Source organism: Rhodococcus sp. ARC_M6, assembly GCF_022810305.1.
Taxonomy (GTDB): Bacteria; Actinomycetota; Actinomycetes; order Mycobacteriales; family Mycobacteriaceae; genus Rhodococcus_F.
Window position 1 is genome coordinate 102715 of record NZ_JALGQH010000013.1, and the last position, 16573, is coordinate 119287.

Below are 16573 nucleotides of genomic sequence, written 5' to 3' on the forward strand. Positions count from 1 at the left end.
ATGTCGGCCCACATCGTCACCGGTTCACATGAACCTGTGCCCGTTCCTCTTCAAGTTTGCCGGAAGATGGGCTCACCAGGTGTGTGCGGGTGCGGTGTGTCGGGGATCAGCTGTTTTCGGCGGCACGTTCTGCGATACGGGCGAGCAACCGGGTGTGTACGTTCTCGGGCAGCATGTCGGCTACATCGCCGCCGAAAGTCGCGACTTCCTTGACCAGCGAGCTGGAGAGGTAGCTGTAGGTGGGATTGGTCGCAACGAAGAGCGTGTCGACGCCACTGAGCTTCTGGTTCATCTGAGCCATCTGCAGTTCGTAGTCGAAGTCATTGGCACCGCGAAGTCCCTTGACGATCGCGGTGAGACCTTCCTGCTTCGCGTAGTCGACCAAGAGCCCGTGCCACGAACTCACGCGCACGTTGGGCAGATGGCTCGTCGCGTCTTCGAGCATCTCGATGCGCTCGTCGACTGTGAACATCCCACGCTTGCTCTTGTTGATCATCACCGTGACGACGAGCTCGTCGAATTGCGCAGCAACTCTTCCGATTACGTCCAGGTGACCATTGGTCACGGGGTCGAAGGATCCGGGGCAAACGGCGCCAGTCATGAGTCCAGACCGTAGCAGGTTGCAAGTTCGATCCGGGCTTCGCCGTACTTCTTGGCCTTGACCGCTTCGAAGCCTTCCGGCCACGCAGTCTCCGGCGAACGAGACGAGCGTTCGAGCACGACTATCGTCCCCTCCCCCACCCACTTGTTGCTCCGAAGATTCTCGAGCATCGAGATCACGGCCTCGTCGGTAATCGCGTACGGCGGGTCCGCAATGACGATGTCGTATTCCCGCGCACTCGGCCCCGAGACCACCGCCGCGACCGGAGCGGCCCGCAGGACCGCGCCGGTCAATGAAACCGTTGCCATATTGTCCTTGATCACAGCAGCAGCCTTCGCGTCGGACTCGACGAGCATCACATGCTCGGCGCCACGCGAAAGCGCCTCGAGGCCAAGGGCTCCCGAACCGGCGAACAGATCGAGAACGGCGCAACCGTCGAGGTCGATTCGCGCCTCGAGTGCGCTGAACAAAGCCTCGCGGACCCGGTCCGAGGTGGGCCGGGTGCCGACCGGCGGGACTCGCAGACGGCGACCGCCTGCGAGTCCGGCGATAATGCGTGTCACTCTGCTGCGCTCTCCCCTGTCGACACGACGACCAGGAGGTCGCCGCCTTCAACCTGCTGGACAGCACCGATCGCGATACGGGAAACGATGCCGGCGCGAGGCGAGGTGATTGCCGCTTCCATCTTCATGGCCTCGATCGTGGCGACGGTATCGCCGGCTTCGATCTTCTGGCCGACGGCGACGGCGAGTGTGACAACACCCGCGAACGGCGCGGCAACGTGTCCGGGGTTGTTCTTGTCGGCCTTCTCGGCCACCGGAACGTCGCTGGCGATCGAGCGGTCACGAATCGAGACCGGACGCAACTGCCCGTTCAGGATGCACATGACGGTGCGGTAGCCACGCTCGTCAGGCTCGGAGATGGCCTCGAGTCCGATGATCAACTGAACACCCGGCGCTAGTTCCACGCGGTGTTCTTCGCTGCGTCGCAGTCCGTAGAAGAACTGGTTAGCCGAAAGTCGCGAGGTATCACCGTACTTGTCGCGATGTTCCAGGAATTCCTTGGTGGGACCGGGGAACAGGAGACGATTCAACGTTGCCTGACGATCCTTCGACGAACCTTCGAGCAGAGCCTCGTCCTCCGGTGAGAGCGCCGCTTCGGTCTTGGCCGGTCCACGGCCTTCGAGCGCCTTACTGCGGAACGGTTCCGGCCATCCGCCGGGAGGCGTGCCCAGTTCTCCGCGCAGGAAGCCCACCACCGAATCGGGGATGTCGAACTTGGCCGGATCAGCAGCGAACTCCTCGGACGGAACACCGGCACCGACCAGGTGCAGCGCAAGGTCACCGACAACCTTCGACGACGGCGTGACCTTCACCAGATGGCCGAGCATGCGGTCTGCGTCGGCGTACTTGGCTTCGACTTCCTCGAAGCGGTCACCCAGTCCGAGAGCAACGGCCTGGGTGCGAAGGTTGGACAGCTGACCGCCGGGGATCTCGTGCGTGTAGACGCGTCCGGTCGGGGCCGGGAGCCCGGACTCGAACGGCGCGTACACCTTTCGTAGCGCCTCCCAGTACGGCTCGAGGTCGCAGACGTTCTTGAGGTTCAGGCCGGTATCGAACTCCGAATGCGCCGCAGCGGCCACGATCGCAGAGAGCGCCGGCTGGCTGGTTGTACCGGCCATTGCGGCCGAAGCACCGTCGACGGCATCGGCACCCGCTTGCCAGGCCGCGAAGTACGTCGCCAACTGTCCGCCGGGGGTGTCGTGGGTATGGACATGCACCGGCAGATCGAAGTTACTACGCAAGGCAGTCACGAGCTTGGTGGCCGCCGGAGCGCGCAAAAGCCCTGCCATGTCCTTGATTGCCAGAACATGAGCACCGGAGTTGACGATTTCCTCGGCGAGACGGAGGTAGTAGTCGAGCGTGTACAGCGTCTCGTTCGGATCCGACAGGTCACCGGTGTAGCTCAGCGCCACCTCGGCGACCGCAGTTCCGGTCTCGCGGACCGCGTCGATGGCCGGTCGCATCTGGTCGACGTTGTTGAGTGCGTCGAAGATTCGGAAGATATCGATTCCGGTATCGGTAGCCTCCTGCACGAATGCACGAGTGACCTTCTCGGGGTACGGCGTGTAGCCCACCGTATTTCGGCCGCGCAGGAGCATCTGGAGGCAGATGTTCGGCACAGCTTCACGCAGTGCGGCGAGGCGATACCACGGATCCTCGTGCAGGAAGCGAAGTCCCACATCGTAAGTCGCGCCGCCCCACGCTTCGATGGACAACAGTTCCGGTGTCAACCGCGCAACGTGGCCGGCGACTCCGAGAAGCCCACTGGTGCGGACACGCGTGGCCAGCAACGACTGGTGCGCATCACGGAAAGTTGTGTCCGTGACAGCGACAGCCTTCTGCGCGCGCAGGGCCTTCGCAAATCCCTCGGGGCCGAGTTCGAGCAAACGCTGACGGCTACCGGCCGGCGGCGGTGTCGAGAGATCGATGACCGGCAGTTTGTCCTGCGGGTACACCGACGACGGGCGCTCACCGTGAGGCTTGTTCACCGTGACGTCAGCCAGGTACGTGAGAATCTTGGTGCCGCGGTCCGCCGAGCTACGCAGCGTCAGCAACTGGGGGCGTTCCTCGATGAACGAGGTGGTGACGCGGCCGGCACGGAAGTCCTCGTCGTCCAGAACTGCCTGCAGGAACGGGATGTTGGTGGAGACGCCGCGGATACGGAACTCGGTAACCGCGCGCCGCGCACGCGCGATGGCAGCCTCGAGGTCGCGTCCACGGCAGGTGAGCTTGACCAGCATCGAATCGAAGTAGGCGCCGACCTCGGCACCCAAGGTTGCGCCGCCGTCCAGGCGGATGCCCGCGCCGCCCGGGGTGCGGTACGCGGTGATACGTCCGGTGTCCGGGCGGAAACCGTTGGCCGGATCCTCGGTGGTGATGCGGCACTGAAGCGCTGCGCCCCGAAGCTTGATCTTGTCCTGCGTCAGGCCCAACTCTTCGAGAGTGGAACCAGATGCGATCTTGAGCTGCGACTGGACGAGATCAACATCGGTGACCTCTTCGGTGACCGTGTGCTCTACCTGAATTCGCGGATTCATCTCGATGAAGACGTGATTGCCACGCTTGTCGAGCAGGAACTCCACGGTGCCCGCGCACGTGTAACCGATCTGCTTCGCGAACGCCACGGCGTCGGCGCAGATCCTGGCGCGCAGTTCCTCGGAAAGATTGGGGGCCGGCGCGATTTCGATCACCTTCTGGTGGCGACGCTGCAAGGAGCAGTCACGTTCGAAGAGGTGAATGACGTTGCCGTGCTCGTCCGCGAGGATCTGAACTTCGATGTGCCGCGGATCGATGACCGCCTGCTCGAGGAACATCGTCGAATCACCGAACGCCGACTCTGCTTCGCGCGCAGCGGCTTCGATGGACTCCTTGAGCTGGGAACGTTCCGCGACGCGGCGCATACCGCGGCCACCACCGCCGGCAACAGCCTTCACGAAGATCGGGAACGTCATGTTCTCGGCAGCAGCCAGCAGTTCGTCCACGTCGGAGGAAGGCTCGGACGATGCGAGCACCGGCAGGCCGGCCGCCTTGGCCGCAGCGATGGCGCGGGCCTTGTTTCCGGTCAGTTCCAGAATCTCCGAGGAGGGGCCGACGAACTTGATGCCCGCCTCCGCACAGGCTGCCGACAGGTCGGGGTTCTCGGACAGAAATCCGTAGCCGGGGTAGATGGCGTCGGCACCGGCATTTTGTGCTGCGGCCACGATTTCCTCGACCGACAGGTACGCCCGAACCGGGTGCCCCTTCTCCCCGATCTGATAGCTCTCATCTGCCTTGAGACGGTGGATCGAGTTCCGATCCTCGTACGGGAACACCGCGACGGTTCCGGCGCCTAGTTCGTAGGCGGCGCGGAAGGCACGGATCGCAATTTCGCCACGGTTCGCGACGAGCACTTTGGAGAACATTGGAGAAAACTACCCTGATATCACTTGGCACCTGCGGGCGGCATCTCACATTTCGGACTGAATCGAGAAACAAAACTCCGTGGTCCTGCTGCTATTCGTATTCAGCTTGTCGCCATACCTGTCACGATTTTTCCAGGTACTCGATCCGATCGGAGTCCAGAGCCGCCGTCACCATCGACGCGAGTGCGGGATGCGCGTCGAGTGTGGGATCACGCTCGATGATCCCGGAAGCGAACTCCCGGGCCGATTCCAGAATGTCTCCGTGCGCAATCAGCGACAGCAATCGCAGGTTCGACGTTGTACCCGACTGCGCCGCACCGAGGATGTCTCCTTCTCGTCGCGTCGCGAGGTCGAGTTGCGCCAACTCGAAGCCGTCGTTTGTGGCGGCAACGGCCGAAAGCCGTGCGTATGCCGGCCCGCCGGGACTGCTTCCCGTCACCAGAATGCACAAACCCTGATGCTTTCCGCGCCCGACTCGACCACGCAACTGATGCAACTGACTGACACCGAAGCGCTCCGCGTCGACGATCACCATGACCGTCGCATTGGGGACGTCCACACCGACCTCGACGACGGTAGTGCAGACCAGCACGTCGATGTCGCCGACGTTGAACGCGCTCATCACGACGTCCTTCTCGTCCGACGGTAAGCGTCCGTGGAGGAGTCCGACCCGCAGGTCGGCCATCGGTCCACTCGACAACTCTTCGAAGACGTCCACAGCAGACTTGGTTTCGGGTTGTTTCTCCTCGGTGAACTGGTCTTCGCCCACCGCTTGTTCTCCGTCACCGATTCGCGAGCACACCACGTAGGCCTGACGCCCGTCCGCGACGTCCTCACGAATCCGCTCCCACGCACGATCCACCCACTGCGGTTTCTGTTTTGCCGGCACCACACTGCTCTTGATCGGTGTCCGTCCCCGAGGCAGTTCGCGCAACGTCGACACCTCGAGGTCGCCGAGCACCGTCATCGCGATCGTTCGTGGAATCGGCGTGGCCGTCATGACAAGAAGGTGAGGACTCAGACCCTCACGGGCCCGGGAGCGCAGTTGATCGCGCTGCTCGACACCAAATCTGTGCTGCTCGTCGACGACAACCATGCCGAGGTTGAAGAACTCGACGCTGTCCTGAATGAGCGCGTGCGTCCCGATCACGATTCCCGCGTCACCCGTCACGGCGTCGAGTAGCGCGGCGCGTTTGGCTGCGACCGGAAGTGAGCCGGTGAGCAGGGCGATGCGGGTGGAGTGCTCGGCACTGCCCAGTTCGCCGCCGGTAGCGAGAGGCCCCATCATTGCGCGCAGTGACCTCGCGTGCTGATTGGCCAGTACCTCCGTCGGCGCGAGCAGCGCACATTGATACCCCGCGTCGACGGCCTGGAGCATTGCGCGCAACGCGACGATTGTCTTTCCGGAGCCCACTTCACCTTGCAGGAGTCTGCTCATCGGTTGCGTTCGGGCAAGGTCTGCCGAAATTTCCGCCGCGACGGCTTGCTGTCCCTCTGTCAGAGTGAAGGGAAGCATCGCCTCGAATTGCTCGGCGATACCGCCCGCGACGGGTGTGCACGCCGGTGCCACTCGCTCGGAGTTATCGTGTCGGCGCATCGCGAGAACCAACTGCAAGGACAGTGCTTCGTCGAATCGCAGACGCTCACGTGCACGTTCGATGTCTTCCTTGGTGTCCGGCAGGTGCACCGTGCGCAGCGCTTCGTCCAATCCGACGAACTTGTGTTCGGCAAGAGTGTCGGAGGGCAGGGGTTCCGGAACCGGATCGAGTTGATCGAGGATCTGACGGACGCACCGCATGATCGTCCAACTTTCGACCTCGCGAGTGGCCGGATACAGCGGGATGAAATCACGTTCGAAGATTGAATAGTCGAGTTCGGCACCGAGACCCGAGCTTGCCCGAGCCAGGCCCGCAAGGTCACCGGCACCCTTGACCGACTTCAGTGGTACCACCGAATCTTCTTCCCCCGCACGAGGTTCCGGAAGGATCAGATAGCTGGGGTGCGTCAAGCTCCAACTGTTCCGGAAGTACTTGACCGTGCCCGAGAACATCGCTCGCACGCCCGGCTTGATGGCATGCTTCACCTTGTACGGGTTGAAGAAAGTGACGTCCACCGTCTGCGTATCCGTCGTGAGCGACACCTTGAGCATCTGCCCGGTCCGGTTCTTCATGTTCACCACCGTCGCGGACGCAACCCTCGCGATGATCGTGAGGTGCTCACCTTCCGGCGGCTCCTTGTCGGCCAGGCCCTTGCCCGCCGACGCGTAGCGGTGCGGATAGTGGCGCAGCAGGTCCTCGACCGTGCGGATCTCGAAGGCCTCGACCAGTGCGTCCGCAGTCTTCTTTCCCAACAACTGATCGAGCCCGTCGGCAAGCGTCGCCATCAATTCCTCCGCAGGTTGTCGATAAACACAGGTCTTCATCTACCAGTTGCCACCGACAGAGAAAATCACTCGACGCCGAGTTGGAACAGGTCTCCGGGCTGATCACCCTGATAAACAAGCACGTCAACGCCGGGATACGTGGCTTCGACGTGCTCCTGCAACCGCACCGCCAATCCGGCCGTCGCGTCGGCGCCCATGAGAAGCGTCACTAATTCTCCGCCGGATCCCAAGGCCAAATCGATCAATCGCGACGCCGACGCCACCACATCGGGTCCGATGACTACCACCTCATGACCCATCAAACCGATGGCATCTCCCGGGTCGCACGTACCGACGTAGGTCAATGACCGCTCCACTGCGATCCGCAGCGAGCCCCAGCGTGTGGCCGCGGCCGATTCCGACATGGTGAATCCGTCGTCGGCGACATTACGACTGCCGTCGTGGACTGCGAGTGCAGCCAACCCCTGGACCATCGACGACGTCGACAGCAGGAGCACCTGGTGAAGGGGGTCACGAGCGGCAGCACTCACCGCGACCAACTCCTGCGCACTCAACGCACCGTTCGGCAGTACGAGCACTTCACTGCGGTCCATCGTCCGGATGCGGCCCAGCAACTGAGCGCGGGTCACCGGGGCGTCGTCACACCGCAGCACCGAGGCACCTTCGCTCTCGAATAGCGCTGCCGCGCCGTCGCCCGCCACCACCGCCAGCACTCCACGCGCGTCGTAGCCGCTGAACTTCGTCTCACGACGCGCCACCAACTGATCACGTTCGTCGACGAGGAAACTGCTGATTCGAATCCCGTGAACTCGCCCGGCTTCGAGACCTGCCTCGACCGCAGCACCCGCATCACAGCAGTGCACGTGAACCGACCAACCTCCGAAACCGTCACTCACGATCACGATGGAATCGCCCATCACTGCCAGACGAGTGCGGAGAGCTGCCATCCGATCGTCGTCCGAATCGTCGACGAGATACATCACTTCAAAGTCTTGAGCCGAATCGTCACCACACTCGACCGGCCCTGATTTCCTGGCCCAATCGTGATCCAGCCTGCTGATATCGGCGATGAGGCCGGGGCTGCGCCCGAGGTCGCCGAGGTCCGTCCGATCGAGAGCGCGTCCCGTCACGGATTCGACCAGAGCGTCCAGAATCACCACCAGCCCGAGCCCGCCGGCATCGACGACACCCGCCGACGCAAGTACCTCCAGCTGCTCAGGTGTTTTGATCAACGCTTGCGCCGCCGCATCCGCCGCTACGAGCGCCACCGAACCAAGGTCGGCACCGACGCACGCCGCGGCTGCTTCACCCGAAGCCCGGAGAACCGTCACAATGGTGCCTTCGACCAGGTCCGTAACCGCCCGAGTTGCCAGTGTGGTTGCAGTCTGAAGCGACACTGCGAGGTCGTGGCCGTCGATGCGGTCGCCCCGCACCGTCTCCGCGATCCCACGCATCACCTGCGACAAGATGACGCCGGAGTTGCCGCGCGCCCCCGACACCGCTCCCCGGGCAAGCGCGTTGGCTATGCGACCGGCGCTGGTGACGTCGCCGTCCAAAGCTTCGGCCGAGTCGAGCGCAGCGCGCATGGTGAACAGAAGGTTCGTACCGGTATCGGAATCCGGGATGGGAAAGACGTTCAGTCTGTTGATCTCTCCGCGCCGTGTCTCCAGACAATCGACCGAGCGTCGCGCCCATCGGCGCAACAAGAGGCCGTCCGCACTCTCACCCGCAATCCCACCGGTGCTCAGCCGCTGCACTTCCCCCACTGAACAGCTCCCCTCGGTCCGGACCAGACGAATGCCGTCGAGGGTAGTCCGGCGGGCACCGCAGACGGCGTCACGGCAGCCGGTTTGGTCAATCCACCGGTCAACAGTTACTGTTACACGGTTGCCTCGAACGGGCTACACCAAACACTGCTGCATACCGTGCGCTTTTGGCACATTGTCTACAACAGTGTTCACTGTTGCAACGTTCGACTACACAATGAGCTACACAATGAGCGACGTAAGACCGATTCGGTATCGCAGTCATCGACAGCGTATATTCGAATTGTTATTCCGGCCGCCCTGCAATGTAGGGTAACCACTTCAATATTCATTTCTAACAAGGAGTTCGCGACTATGGCTGCCGTCTGCGACGTATGCGCCAAGGGGCCCGGCTTCGGTAAGTCGGTCTCGCACTCGCACCGGCGAACCAATCGTCGCTGGAACCCGAACATTCAGTCTGTTCGTACCGAGGTTGCCCCGGGTAACACCCGTAAGGTCAACGTGTGCACCTCCTGCCTGAAGGCAGGCAAGGTCGCTCGGGGCTGATTGCCCGAGCACAATAATTGCAGGCTCTGCCCCCGACACTTCCGGTGTCGGGGGCAGAGCTGTTTTTGCAGGTTGCTTCACCCGGCGATGCCCCTGCGAGTAGGCGCGCACAGCACCCGTAATGTGCTTGAGGTGACTTCCATCGATGACCTCAGCAAAGTGACGCTCGACGAGGGCGTTCTCCGCATCACCATTTCCACCGCCGCCAACGGCACCTCACTCGACGGCGAGGGCATGGAACAGGGCGCCCGAGCTCTGGAAACCCTCGGCAACGACGTCGGCAGCATTCTCCTGGTCGGCGAAGGCGCCAACTTCTGCGCCGGCGGCAACGTTCGAGCCTTCGCGTCGGCGCCGGATCGCGGCGAATACGTCGGCCAGGTTGCCCGGACATTCCACACCTTCGTACGTGCACTGGACGCCGCACCGGCTCCGGTCGTTGCCGGAGTTCACGGCTGGGCAGCCGGCGCCGGCATGAGTCTGGTCTGCCTCGCAGATGTCGCCATCGGTGGCACCAGCACCAAACTTCGCCCCGCATACCCGTCGATCGGGTTCACTCCGGACGGCGGGATGTCCTGGACGCTCCCCCGCATCGTCGGCGCAGCACGCGCCCGCGAGATCCTGCTCAACGATTCCGTCCTCGGCGGCGACGAAGCCGTACGCCTGGGCATCCTGACGCGCCTTGTCGGCGACGACGAAGTTCAGGAAGAAGCCCTACGCCTCGCCCGTGCCCTCGCGCACGGACCGAGTTCGTCGTACGCCGGCATCAAGGAACTGTTGCGCTCGTCACGCACCAACACGCTCGCCGAGCAACTCGATGCCGAAGCCGCATCCATCGCGCTTGCCGCCAACGGTCCTATCGGTCGCGAAGGCGTCGACGCGTTTGTCGAGAAGCGTCGACCCGATTTTGTGGCCGCAAAGCAGGCCTGATCCGATCTGCGTGACCGAACCCTCTCACCACAGCGGTTCGGTCACGCCTGCGGTCGATCCCAGATTCCAGTCGACCGGCTGGGCACCCCGTTCGGTCAGCAGTTGATTCGCCCGACTGAACGGACGCGATCCGAAAAATCCTCGCGACGCCGAAAGTGGTGACGGGTGCGCAGATTCGATGATGGGCGTATCGCCCAGTAGCGGTGCCAGAGTTGCTGCGTCGCGGCCCCACAGAATTGCCACCATCGGTGTGGTCCGGGCCACAAGTGCACGAATTGCCTGCTCCGTCACCGGTTCCCACCCCTTCTTCCGATGTGATGCTGCCAACCCCGGAGCTACTGTGAGCACTCGATTAAGAAGCAACACACCCTGATTCGACCACGGCGTCAAGTCTCCGTTGTCAGGAATCGGCAGTGAAAGATCCTGGTGATATTCCTTGTAGATGTTGGTCAGGCTCCGCGGGATGGGTTGCACGTCCGGGGCTACCGAGAAGCTCAGGCCCACAGCATGACCAGGGGTCGGATACGGATCTTGGCCGACAATCAGCACTTTGACATCGTCGAACGGGTTTGTGAACGCGCGCAGGACGTTCTCACGCCGCGGCAGATAGTCTCGCCCGGCGGCGATCTCGCTATCCAAGAAATCGGCCATCGCCGAGATCTGCTCCGAAACGGGTTCGAGCGCAGTGATCCAGCCCGGGTCCATGAGGTCCGTGAGCGGCACCATCAGTCGATCCTGCGCAATGCGTCTCGATAGTGCGCAGCGTTGGCGGAGTACATCGCCACGTTGGATTCGAGATGTCCCAAGGGAACCTCGTAGCCTTCCCGAATCTTGGCCGGTACGCCCAAAGCCATACTGCGCGGCGGAACCTCGAAGCCGCGCGCGATCACGGCGCCCGCGCCGACTATCGAGCCCGCTCCGATCACCGATCGGTTGAGGACGATCGATCCCGATGCGATCAGACATCCATCACCGATGGTGGAGCCTTCGATGTGCGCACTATGGCCCACAACACATCCCACCCCGATGATCGTAGGGTCGGTGGCAGTGCAGTGAATCACAGTGCCGTCCTGGATGTTCGATCCAGCGCCGACGGAAATGGTTCCGTAGTCGCCGCGCAAAACGGCCTGCGGCCAGATCGACGTACCCGCCGCAAGTTTCACGTCCCCGATGACCACCGCATCGGGGTGCACGTATGCCTCCGGGTGAATTTCCGGAACTTTGTCTCCTAGTGCATAAACAGCCATGAAGAGAACCTATACCGCGGGGGTGCCGGTAGCAGAAAAGCTGTTCCATCCACCGCCGGAGGGCCTGAGGTCGCCGTCCACTACAACACCGGAACCGGCCACCACGTCCCCGATCACAGTCCAACCAGTCGGCAGTTCGTTGTCGAGAGCAAATGTGGCTGCAAATCCGTGATCTTCACCACCGGACAGAATCCATTCCAGCGGATCGACATTCAATGAAGCTGCCGCGTCGGCCACTGCCGGAGACGTTGGGACGGAACTCGAATCGATTCGGACCTGTACGCCGGACGCAGTCGCCAGGTGACGAAGATCAGCGATCAGTCCGTCCGAGATGTCCGTCATGGCATGGGCCCTGCCGGCTGCAGCCCAAGCAGATTGGTAGGGCGGTTGCGGAACCCGGTGCCTCGCCAACAGATCCGGAAAGGTTCGACGCTCGGCCAGGAGAAGTGCCAATCCCGCTGCCGAACAACCGAACAGACCGGAAACGGCGACACGATCACCTACCTGAGCGCCCGAGCGAGTTACGGCCTGCCCTCCCCCGAGGTCACCGAGAACTGTCACCGACACCACAATTTCCTGTGACTGGACCAGATCACCACCGACAACCCCGGCGCCCAGATCTGTTGCAGCGTCCCAGATTCCGGCCGAGATCCCGTCCACGATGTCGATCGGAGTCGATGGTGGACACCCGATGGACACCGTGAATGCCGTTGCCCGAGCCCCCATCGAGACAACGTCGGCAGCATTCTGCGCCACCGCTTTACGCCCGACGTCACGTGGCGAGGACCAATCGAGCCGAAAATGCCTACCCTCGACCAGCATGTCCGAAGAGATGACGACGCGGCCGTCGGCAGCAGTGACGATTGCAGCATCGTCACCCGGACCCAACTCCGTCGTGAGCGGCTGAATTCGGCCCTCGAGTGAGCGTGCGATGACACCGAACTCCCCCACGTCTGCCACTGACCGTGCGTCTTCGCTCGGGGTCGATCCTGATGACGAGATGGGCTCTCCCAAGTGCCGGCGCAGTTCCGGGGAAATCGGCCTGCGGTACCTTCAAAGCTGTGGCTTAAACCTATCCGAACGTGGAACCGAGCGAAGAACTGAGCATGTCTGAAAACACGTCCCCCGAAGAGAACGACGAAGCAGCCGAGCGTCGTAGCCCGGCGTTGATCGCCACCGCCACCGCGCTTCCTGTCGCATTGATCATCGGTCTGGTGATCGCTGCCGTTGTTGCCGGTAAGAATCCCGAACTCGAACCGGTGGCCCTGGGCCCGGTTCCGGCCCCCACTGCGGATTCGGCTGCCTGTGTATCGCTTCTCGGCGCACTTCCCGAGACCATCGGCGACTTCGAACGCGCCGAACTCGTAGAACCAGCCCCTGCCGGTGCCGCAGCCTGGCAGCGCAGTGAGAGCGAACCGATCGTCCTGCGCTGCGGACTCGACCGGCCGGCCGAGTTCGATCAGGCCGCAGCACTTCAGGTTGTAAACGGCGTCCAGTGGTTCCAGGTCTCGGGAACCGACATCGGTTTGGCGGCCAGCACCTGGTTTGCGGTGGACCGCGGTGAGTACATCGGAATCACCGTTCCCGACGGAAACGGCCCGACACCGATCCAGGAGTTCTCGGACACCATCTCCGCGACGCTTCCGCAACAACCTCTGGACCCAGCGCCGATCGCGGTGCCTTAAGAGCGCTTAGCGCAGGCCGGTCAGGCCCATTCAGCGCAGGCCGGTACCGCGCGCAATCGCGGTATCGACCAGTGCGGAAAGCAAAGTGCCGTAATCGATTCCGGTCGCCTTCCACATCTTCGGGTACATCGAGATGGACGTGAATCCGGGCATGGTGTTGATCTCGTTGATCACCGGGCCGTTTTCGGTGACAAAGAAATCCACTCGCGAGAGTCCCTGGCAGTCGAGTGCGGCGAATGCCCGGACGGCCATCTCTCGAATCTGATCGCTGACAGCCTGGTCGAGGACAGCGGGAACGTCGAATTCACAGACGTCGTCGAGGTATTTGGTATCGAAGTCGTAGAACGCGTCGGAGTCTGCGTCGTCGGCCGGCATTCGGATCTCGGCAACTACGCTCGCTTTGACGTCGCCATTCGGAAATTCGAGTACACCGCACTCGACTTCTCGTCCTATGATCGCGCCCTCGATGATCACCTTGGGATCGTGAAGGCGTGCGTGAGTGATCGCGTTGTCGAGTCCATCCCACCCGGTCACTCGGGTAATGCCGATGGAAGATCCGCCACGTGCCGGCTTGACGAAGACCGGTAGGCCCAATTGCTCTTGCTGCTCTGCGGTCAGCGTTGCTGTTCCCGGGCGCAGAACAACCTGCACTCCGACGGGAAGGCCTTCGGCTGCGAGGAGCTTCTTCGTGAATTCCTTGTCCATTCCGGCCGCGCTCGCCAGGACGCCGGGTCCGACGTAGGGAATGCCGGCCATTTCCAGCAGTCCCTGAATGGTTCCGTCTTCGCCGTAGGCGCCGTGCAGTACCGGGAAGATGACGTCGACGGTTGCCAGTACGGCACCGGCATCGGCTCCGTCGAGTGCCACCACAGCACCGGCCCGGGTGGGATCAGCGGTCAATGTGACGCCGGTTCCGTTTTTATCGACGGTCGGCAACTCACGTCCATTGATGGCCAGCGACTCGGGGTCCGTCCAGCCCAGGACCCAGGCACCGTCGGTGGTGATTCCGATGGGCACGACCTCGTACCGCTCCGGATCGAGATGGCGCAGGACGCTTCCTGCCGAGACGCAGGACACAGAATGTTCATTGCTCCGGCCACCGAAGATCACGGCTACGCGGGTACGGCTGTTATTCACGCGTCAAACCGTACCGTCGAATAGCGTTCGGCATGCGCGCGGGAGGCTCTGAATCTATGGACCGAACGGACGCCCGGTAAGCGCGCGCTCGACATCGGCGAGTAAATCGGCGGTGTCCTCGATGCCGCACGAGATCCGGACAAACCCCTCACTGACACGATCACCCCACCTCGCCCGCCGATCAGCCGTCGTATGAATGCCACCGAAACTGGTGGCCGAGGACACAAGTTTGCTGGCCTCGACAAACGCATGGAACGCCGACGCAGATTCCAATTCGATACTGACGAGGCCACCGAACCGACGCATCTGGGTCGACGCGATGTCGAAGGAAGGGTCGTTCGCCAACCCGGGAAAGCGCACCGACCGCACAACCGGATGCTGCGCCAGCATCTCGGCAAGTGCTTGCGCGTTCTCACATTGTCGGCCGAACCGAAGACCGGCCGTCCCGAGGCTGCGATGAGCGAGCCACGTCTCGAACGGACCGAGCACGGTTCCGGACAGCGTTCGCTCGCGTTCGATCTTCGCAGCTATATCGGCATCGGACGTTGCGACATATCCCATCAACAGGTCACTGTGCCCGCTCAGTGTCTTCGTGCCGCTGGCCACCACAACATCCGCGCCCAACTCCAATGGACGCTGACCAAGCGGTGTGGCAGTGGTGTTGTCCACCACCAGAACTGCACCCACTGCATGACACACCTGCCCCAGCGCGCGCAGATCCACGACATCGAGCACGGGGTTGGACGGCGTCTCCGCGACGACCACCACTCGCCCCCTCAGCGACGCCAGAAGATTCACGAAACCCGGATCACCCATTGCGGGCGTCGACACCTCGCGGACAGCGATTCCCAGGGGAGCCAACGCCTCTTCGGCGTACAGACGCACCTGGTAGTAGCCGTCCGAAGGCACGACCACGGTATCCCCGGACGTCAGCAGGCTTCGCAACGTGATCGTGACGGCGGACATCCCCGACCCCGTCACGACTGCGCGATCGGCACCTTCGAGGTTGGCGAGCACAGCTTCGAGTGCCCGCCACCCCGGATGGGAGGCCCGCGCATACGTATCTTCTTCGGAGCCCTCGTCGGCCGAAAGCTGATACGGCGCAGCAAATATCGGACCGACCTGCATCGGCTGACCGGGCGTGTGTGGGCCGGCGACCCCGCTCACGCACCGGGTGGAATCACCGTAGCTGTCGGCTGCTGTCATTCAGGTTTGGTCCGACGCCCGAGTAACTGACCGATGGCATCACTGACGGCCATACCTTCGTGGCAGACCCGGTGGACTGCGTCGGTCAGCGGCATCTCGACGTCGTAACCCGCAGCCAGAGCGCGCACGGACGTACAAGATTTCACGCCTTCGGCGACCTGTCCGTTGGTTGCTTTCTGCGCCGATTCCATCGAGCCGCCGCGCCCCAGCCGTTCACCGAAAGTGCGGTTTCGTGAGAGGTTCGATGTACAGGTTGCAACCAGATCGCCGATTCCCGCGAGACCGGCGAGGGTCGAAGCCTGCGCCCCGAGTGCAACTCCCAATCGGATCGTCTCGGCCAGACCACGGGTGATGATGCTGGCAATCGTATTGTCGCCGTATCCACTACCGGCAGCCATGCCGCAGGCCAATGCGATCACGTTCTTGCAGGCCCCGCCGATCTCGCAGCCGATCACGTCGGAATTTGTGTATGGCCTGAAATATCCTGTGGCGCAGGCATTTTGAAGAGCCAATGCCCGCGAGGAATCCGAGCAAGCGATGACCGTTGCAGCGGGCTGCCGACTGGCGATCTCAAACGCCAGGTTCGGTCCCGACAGCACAGCGACACGACCGGGTTCGACGCCGGTGACCGACACGATCACCTGACTCATCCGCATCAGGGTGCCGGTTTCGATTCCCTTTGCGAGACTGAGCAGAGTGGCGTCCGGCCCGATCGAACCCTTCCACCCCTCCAAATTTCCCCGGAGAGACTGCGACGGAACGGCCAGAACTATGAAGTCGGCTCCTTCCATCGCGTCCTCGTGCCGGTCCGTCGCACGGATGGACTCGGGTAGGGCGATGCCGGGAAGATAGTCACTGTTCTCGTGCGCGTCGTTGATCCGCGCGGCGACCTCCGCCCGCCGCGCCCACATCGTCACGTCGGTACCTGCCTCGGCCATGACCTTGGCCAGGGCCGTTCCCCAGGAACCTGCGCCCAATACTGCTGCTTTACTCACACAGTCACCTCGTCTACCCCTCGTGACGTTCGCCAAGACGCCGGTTATGTTGCGACCAGCAAAGAAATCGTGTGCACAACAGTATCGCCAGTCCCCCCGATCAGGGCGGTCGACGC

General features: G+C 62.7%; 14 protein-coding genes. 3 read left to right on the forward strand and 11 right to left on the reverse strand.

The window, feature by feature from the left end; genetic code table 11:
- Window positions 1–106: 106 nt before the first annotated feature.
- The 5 genes from coaD to MTX36_RS15735 form a co-directional block, all read right to left on the reverse strand.
- Window positions 107–601 (reverse strand): pantetheine-phosphate adenylyltransferase, encoded by a 495-nt coding sequence (gene coaD / locus MTX36_RS15715; RefSeq protein WP_243620670.1) that lies wholly within the window; start codon window positions 599–601, stop codon window positions 107–109.
- Window positions 598–1164, reverse strand: a complete 567-nt coding sequence (gene rsmD, locus MTX36_RS15720) for a 16S rRNA (guanine(966)-N(2))-methyltransferase RsmD (protein ID WP_094272264.1) — start codon at window positions 1162–1164, stop codon at window positions 598–600. The genes coaD and rsmD overlap by 4 nt, the downstream gene beginning before the upstream one ends.
- A complete protein-coding gene (locus MTX36_RS15725; protein ID WP_243620671.1) occupies window positions 1161–4565 on the reverse strand; it encodes a pyruvate carboxylase in 3405 nt (1134 codons plus the stop codon). Before MTX36_RS15725 ends, rsmD begins: the two co-directional genes overlap by 4 nt.
- A gap of 121 nt (window positions 4566–4686) precedes the next feature.
- Window positions 4687–6948 (reverse strand): ATP-dependent DNA helicase RecG, encoded by a 2262-nt coding sequence (gene recG, locus MTX36_RS15730; protein ID WP_243620672.1) that lies wholly within the window; start codon window positions 6946–6948, stop codon window positions 4687–4689.
- A gap of 65 nt (window positions 6949–7013) precedes the next feature.
- Window positions 7014–8714 carry a DAK2 domain-containing protein gene (locus tag MTX36_RS15735; RefSeq protein ID WP_243620673.1) on the reverse strand — a complete coding sequence of 567 codons (1701 nt, stop codon included), beginning with the start codon at window positions 8712–8714 and terminating at the stop codon, window positions 7014–7016.
- Between the two features lie 354 nt (window positions 8715–9068).
- On the opposite strand from MTX36_RS15735, the gene rpmB reads away from it, so the two are divergent.
- Window positions 9069–9260: a 50S ribosomal protein L28 gene (gene rpmB, locus MTX36_RS15740; RefSeq protein WP_003942669.1), complete on the forward strand. Its 192-nt coding sequence runs from the start codon at window positions 9069–9071 to the stop codon at window positions 9258–9260.
- A 132-nt stretch (window positions 9261–9392) separates the two neighbouring features.
- The gene (locus tag MTX36_RS15745; RefSeq protein ID WP_243620674.1) at window positions 9393–10187 is read left to right on the forward strand and encodes an enoyl-CoA hydratase-related protein; all 795 of its coding nucleotides are present in this window, start codon (window positions 9393–9395) and stop codon (window positions 10185–10187) included.
- 24 nt (window positions 10188–10211) lie between these two features.
- Here the strand turns inward: MTX36_RS15745 and MTX36_RS15750 are convergent, their stop codons facing one another.
- The 3 genes from MTX36_RS15750 to MTX36_RS15760 are packed head-to-tail and all read right to left on the reverse strand — an operon-like array spanning window position 10212 to window position 12394.
- Window positions 10212–10913 (reverse strand): uracil-DNA glycosylase, encoded by a 702-nt coding sequence (locus MTX36_RS15750; protein WP_243620675.1) that lies wholly within the window; start codon window positions 10911–10913, stop codon window positions 10212–10214.
- Complete coding sequence (locus tag MTX36_RS15755; protein ID WP_243620676.1) at window positions 10913–11434, reverse strand: gamma carbonic anhydrase family protein; 522 nt, start codon at window positions 11432–11434, stop codon at window positions 10913–10915. Before MTX36_RS15755 ends, MTX36_RS15750 begins: the two co-directional genes overlap by 1 nt.
- A 9-nt stretch (window positions 11435–11443) precedes the next feature.
- A complete protein-coding gene (locus MTX36_RS15760) occupies window positions 11444–12394 on the reverse strand; it encodes a thiamine-phosphate kinase (RefSeq protein ID WP_243620677.1) in 951 nt (316 codons plus the stop codon).
- 146 nt (window positions 12395–12540) lie between these two features.
- Here MTX36_RS15760 and MTX36_RS15765 point away from each other — a divergent pair, with 146 nt between their 5' ends.
- A complete protein-coding gene (locus MTX36_RS15765) occupies window positions 12541–13119 on the forward strand; it encodes a DUF3515 domain-containing protein (RefSeq protein ID WP_243620678.1) in 579 nt (192 codons plus the stop codon).
- 30 nt (window positions 13120–13149) lie between these two features.
- Here MTX36_RS15765 and MTX36_RS15770 read toward each other — a convergent pair whose 3' ends face one another.
- The 3 genes from MTX36_RS15770 to MTX36_RS15780 are packed head-to-tail and all read right to left on the reverse strand — an operon-like array spanning window position 13150 to window position 16457.
- Window positions 13150–14256 carry a D-alanine--D-alanine ligase family protein gene (locus tag MTX36_RS15770; protein WP_243620679.1) on the reverse strand — a complete coding sequence of 369 codons (1107 nt, stop codon included), beginning with the start codon at window positions 14254–14256 and terminating at the stop codon, window positions 13150–13152.
- A 54-nt stretch (window positions 14257–14310) separates the two neighbouring features.
- The gene (locus tag MTX36_RS15775) at window positions 14311–15462 is read right to left on the reverse strand and encodes a cystathionine gamma-lyase (RefSeq protein WP_243620680.1); all 1152 of its coding nucleotides are present in this window, start codon (window positions 15460–15462) and stop codon (window positions 14311–14313) included.
- A complete protein-coding gene (locus tag MTX36_RS15780; protein WP_243620681.1) occupies window positions 15459–16457 on the reverse strand; it encodes an NAD(P)H-dependent glycerol-3-phosphate dehydrogenase in 999 nt (332 codons plus the stop codon). The genes MTX36_RS15775 and MTX36_RS15780 overlap by 4 nt, the downstream gene beginning before the upstream one ends.
- Window positions 16458–16573: the final 116 nt, after the last annotated feature.

What these genes read in the sequence shown, in the direction of transcription:
- coaD (WP_243620670.1), bottom strand. Translation starts at nt 601, where the DNA reads ATGACTGGCGCCGTTTGCCCCGGATCCTTCGACCCCGTGACCAATGGT.
- MTX36_RS15725 (WP_243620671.1), bottom strand. Translation starts at nt 4,565, where the DNA reads ATGTTCTCCAAAGTGCTCGTCGCGAACCGTGGCGAAATTGCGATCCGT.
- recG (WP_243620672.1), bottom strand. Translation starts at nt 6,948, where the DNA reads ATGGCGACGCTTGCCGACGGGCTCGATCAGTTGTTGGGAAAGAAGACT.
- rpmB (WP_003942669.1), top strand. Translation starts at nt 9,069, where the DNA reads ATGGCTGCCGTCTGCGACGTATGCGCCAAGGGGCCCGGCTTCGGTAAG.
- MTX36_RS15750 (WP_243620675.1), bottom strand. Translation starts at nt 10,913, where the DNA reads ATGGTGCCGCTCACGGACCTCATGGACCCGGGCTGGATCACTGCGCTC.
- MTX36_RS15755 (WP_243620676.1), bottom strand. Translation starts at nt 11,434, where the DNA reads ATGGCTGTTTATGCACTAGGAGACAAAGTTCCGGAAATTCACCCGGAG.
- MTX36_RS15765 (WP_243620678.1), top strand. Translation starts at nt 12,541, where the DNA reads ATGTCTGAAAACACGTCCCCCGAAGAGAACGACGAAGCAGCCGAGCGT.
- MTX36_RS15775 (WP_243620680.1), bottom strand. Translation starts at nt 15,462, where the DNA reads ATGACAGCAGCCGACAGCTACGGTGATTCCACCCGGTGCGTGAGCGGG.